Source organism: Ruegeria sp. CH11 (genome assembly GCF_056537105.1).
In genome coordinates this window covers 1-3,535 of sequence record NZ_JBQFQX010000041.1, presented here as the reverse complement: position 1 = coordinate 3,535, position 3,535 = coordinate 1, and the positions used below count along the sequence as shown (strand labels likewise).

At 62.4% G+C, this 3,535-nt stretch carries 4 protein-coding genes and 1 riboswitch; all 4 genes read right to left on the bottom strand.

The window, feature by feature from the left end; translation table 11 throughout:
* The coding region (locus ACR0LX_RS22845) for a FecCD family ABC transporter permease (RefSeq protein ID WP_480785618.1) at nucleotides 1-995 on the bottom strand (995 nt) is incomplete at its 3' end.
* Nucleotide 996: 1 nt separating this feature from the next.
* Nucleotides 997-1,944: an ABC transporter substrate-binding protein gene (locus ACR0LX_RS22840; protein ID WP_480785617.1), complete on the bottom strand. Its 948-nt coding sequence runs from the start codon at nucleotides 1,942-1,944 to the stop codon at nucleotides 997-999.
* A gap of 18 nt (nucleotides 1,945-1,962) precedes the next feature.
* A complete protein-coding gene (locus tag ACR0LX_RS22835; protein WP_480785616.1) occupies nucleotides 1,963-2,739 on the bottom strand; it encodes an ABC transporter ATP-binding protein in 777 nt (258 codons plus the stop codon).
* Nucleotides 2,736-3,092, bottom strand: a complete 357-nt coding sequence (locus tag ACR0LX_RS22830) for a DUF1636 family protein (RefSeq protein ID WP_480785615.1) — start codon at nucleotides 3,090-3,092, stop codon at nucleotides 2,736-2,738. The genes ACR0LX_RS22835 and ACR0LX_RS22830 overlap by 4 nt, the downstream gene beginning before the upstream one ends.
* Nucleotides 3,093-3,347: 255 nt before the next feature.
* A riboswitch (cobalamin riboswitch) is annotated at nucleotides 3,348-3,535 on the bottom strand. This riboswitch is flagged as partial in the annotation.

Here is a 3,535-nt window from a genome sequence, read left to right as displayed (position 1 = left end):
GTTCTGAATAGCAGTAGGAAGACGAAGATTGATCCGATTGAGGTTGTTACGATGCCGACGGGCAGTTCTTGTGGAGCGAGGAGCAGTCGGCTGAGGATGTCTGAGCCTGTGAGCAGGGCTGCGCCGACGATGGCGGCTGTTGGCAGCAGTTGTTTGTGCAGCGGTCCGGCGATGCCGCGAGCGATATGGGGGACCATCAGGCCGACAAATCCGATCACGCCGGCGACCGAGACGAATACGGCGGTTGCAAGGGCTGCGACGAAGAACATGCGGAACCGAAGCCCCTGGACCGGAACACCAAGGGTCGAGGCGGTGAGGTCTCCGGTCAAGAGCGCATCCAGCCAGCGGGCGCGGTACAGCGAATAGGCCAGGATCAGGGTCAAACCGGCGCAGACCAGGGGAAAGGTCTGCCACCGGGCCAGGCCCAGGCCACCCAGCATCCAGAAGATCACCGAATGGGCGGCGCGGCTGTCACCGGCAAAGATCAGATAGTTGGTGATGGCCGAGAACAGGAAGGACACTGCCAGACCCGCCAGGATCAGCTTTTCCGGCGCGCTTGTGCGCAGCCCCTGGACCAGCGCCAGCACGATGGCCGAGGCGACAAGACCACCGCAAAACGCCGCCAGCGGCAGGGTCCACAGCCCCAGAACATCGCCGGTGACGGTGATGACGAACACCGCCCCCGCCGCCGCGCCCGAGGACAGCCCGAACAGAAACGGATCGGCCAGATCGTTGCGGGTGGTGGTTTGCAGAACAACGCCGACAATGCCAAGCCCGGCACCGATCACGGCGGCAAACAGGGCCCGCGGCAGGCGCAGATCAAAGACGATCCGATGCAGCGGCGACATCTCGCCATCGGACAGGCCAAGCCCAAGACCAATGGCCGAGAAGGTCTCGGGCAGGGGGATGGATGTGGTTCCATAGACCGTCGAGATCAGCAAAAGGGCGGTCAGAACGACCGCCCCCAGCAAGAGTGTCAGAGCCAATCGGCCCATATCAGTTCAGGCCCGGATGCATGGCCTGCGCCATTTTCGAGATCGCCTCGATATTTGCCGGTCCCGGGGTCAGTTCCTCGTAGCGCAGACCGATCCAGCGTTCGTTCCTGACCGCATCGGTCTGCGACATCACCGGATGCTCTTGCAGGAATTTGAAGGTATCGGCAGCACCATTGCCGGTCTGATAGTCCAGCAGCACCAGAAACTCCGGGTTCGAGGCGGCCACGGCCTCCCACGAGGATCGGCCCCAGCTGGTGTCCATGTCATGGGTGACGTTCTGGCCGCCCGCCGCCGCGATCATCGCGTCGGGAATGGCGAATTTACCGGCGGTGAACGGGGCGTCTGCCGGGCCATCCAGCAGGAACACGCGGGGTTTAGCCACATCTGCGGTCTGGGCTTCGATCGCGGCCAGTTCCTCTTTCCAGCCCGAGACAAGCGCATCGGCCTTGTCCTCGACATCCATGACCTTGCCCAGACGCAGAACGTCGTCAAACAGCAGGTCCATGCTGGCCTCGGGGCGGTCCTTGTCCAGATGCACACAGCTCTCGGACAGGATCATGGTCTTGATGCCAAAGGGTTCCAGCGTGTCCGGCGTCACGTCGCCGCCGGGCTTCATGCCATAATACCAGCCGGCAAAGAACAGGTCGGGCTCGACCGCAACCAGGTTCTCGACGGTTGGGTATTTCGGGGCCAGTTCCGGGATGTCGCCGCGCAGCGTGTCAAACTCGGGGCTGGTCTTGTACCAGCCGGTGATGCCGGTCAGGCCAACGATCTTGTCCTGCAAACCCAGTGCAAAGGCCATGTCGGTCATGTTCATGTCATGCACGACCAGCCGCTCGGGCGTGGCGTCGAACACCAGCGGCGCGCCGCAATTGTCGACGCTGATCTCATGCGCGGATGCGCCGCTTGCAATGGCAGTGGCCAGAGCCACGGACCAGATCTGTTTCATTGGGGATTGCTCCTTGGGTCAGGTTGAAACTTTGGTTTTTCGGATATCCAGCGCCGGGATCACGCGGCCCTCGTGGTGAAAGCACAGGTAATCGACGCCAAATGTGTCGCGGACCCGATCCGTGGTCAGCACCTCGCCCACCGGCCCGAACCCGGTCATCCGGGTGGATTTGATCAGGGCAACATGGGTGGCGAATTCCGGGATCATGACCAGATCATGGACGATCATCACCACGGTGATACCCAGATCGGCCACCAGGGACAGCATCCGCCCCTTGGCGTCCGGATCCAGATGGTTGGTCGGCTCATCCAGAAACAGCAGCGACGGGTTCTGCGCCAGGGCCCGCGCGATATGGGCGCGCTGGCGCTCGCCCCCCGACAGCACCCCCATCCGTTTGCCCGCAAGGGCGTCCAGACCGGTCAGGTCCAGAATGCGCTCCAGCTCGGCCGCATGGGCGCCGGCCGAGCGATCGGCGTGGATCGGTATCTGCCCCAGGGCGACATAGTCCCGCAACAGCAACCGCCCATCCGGCAGCTCTTGCTGACCAACAACCGCAATCATGCGGGCGCGGTCCTGTGCCGAAAGCTGCCGCAGCGATTGCCCCCGGATCAGAACATCACCCAGCGCCAGCGCTTCGGCCCCGCAGAGCAGGTTCAGCAGGGTGGTCTTGCCAGCCCCGTTTGGCCCGGCGATGGCCAGAATGGACCCTTCTTCAAGCTCGAACGAGACGTCCTGCAACAGAACATCCCCGTTCAGCGCATAATACTCTACATCCTGTGCCGACAGAAAACTCATAGCGGCACCTCTGCCAGGATGGGGGGTATGCGCGACAGGGTCTTTTTGAACAACGCGCGCGGGCGATCCGTGGCGTTTGTCCAACCGTCACTGCTGAGTTGGTACTGGCGGGCAAACTCCGCCAGCGCCGCGACATCCGCATCGGTTCGAATGTCCCCGAAAAGGTACTGCGCCTTTCCGGCAGCCTGAAACCCGACGGTTGCAGGGCGGTCGCACCCGGCCATGCAGTCGACCGGGCGGAGGGCAAAACCCGGCGGCAGCCGATGCCTCAGCGCGCCGGTCATCTGAGCAAAGGACCTAGGTCCCTTGCAGGTGGCGCAGACGAGAACGAAGTGATCGGGATGGTTCGGCATGGTGTGCTCCACTTACTGTCGAGAAACAGATATTGCAACGTTATAACGTATTGATATCAGCACGGCCAAGCCAGACACGGCCAAACCACTCAGGGCGGCCCCGCCCCAGCCGGTTGTATCCATGAAAACGAAGTGATCAGCCGCCTTGTGCATCGCCCGCTCCGCTTGACGCAGAGCGCGGACAGAAGGTGCCGACAATGTAAACACGCAAACAACGTGCCATCCAAGCCTCCTTCCAGGACGCCCCGCCCCGGGTTGGTTCAACATCAGATGGCAGGTCTCCTGACTCGCGGGTCAACGCTCAGCCAACCTTCCCGGCCCCTCAGACCAGTGGACACTTGGCGTCACTCACCGCTTACAGTTGCGGGGGCAGTCACGGATTTGACACTCGAGGTCGCACCGTATTCCCTTTTCATCCCTCGGACAAAACCGAAAGAACCATC

What these genes read in the sequence shown, in the direction of transcription:
- ACR0LX_RS22830 (WP_480785615.1), bottom strand. Translation starts at nt 3,092, where the DNA reads ATGCCGAACCATCCCGATCACTTCGTTCTCGTCTGCGCCACCTGCAAG.
- ACR0LX_RS22835 (WP_480785616.1), bottom strand. Translation starts at nt 2,739, where the DNA reads ATGAGTTTTCTGTCGGCACAGGATGTAGAGTATTATGCGCTGAACGGG.
- ACR0LX_RS22840 (WP_480785617.1), bottom strand. Translation starts at nt 1,944, where the DNA reads ATGAAACAGATCTGGTCCGTGGCTCTGGCCACTGCCATTGCAAGCGGC.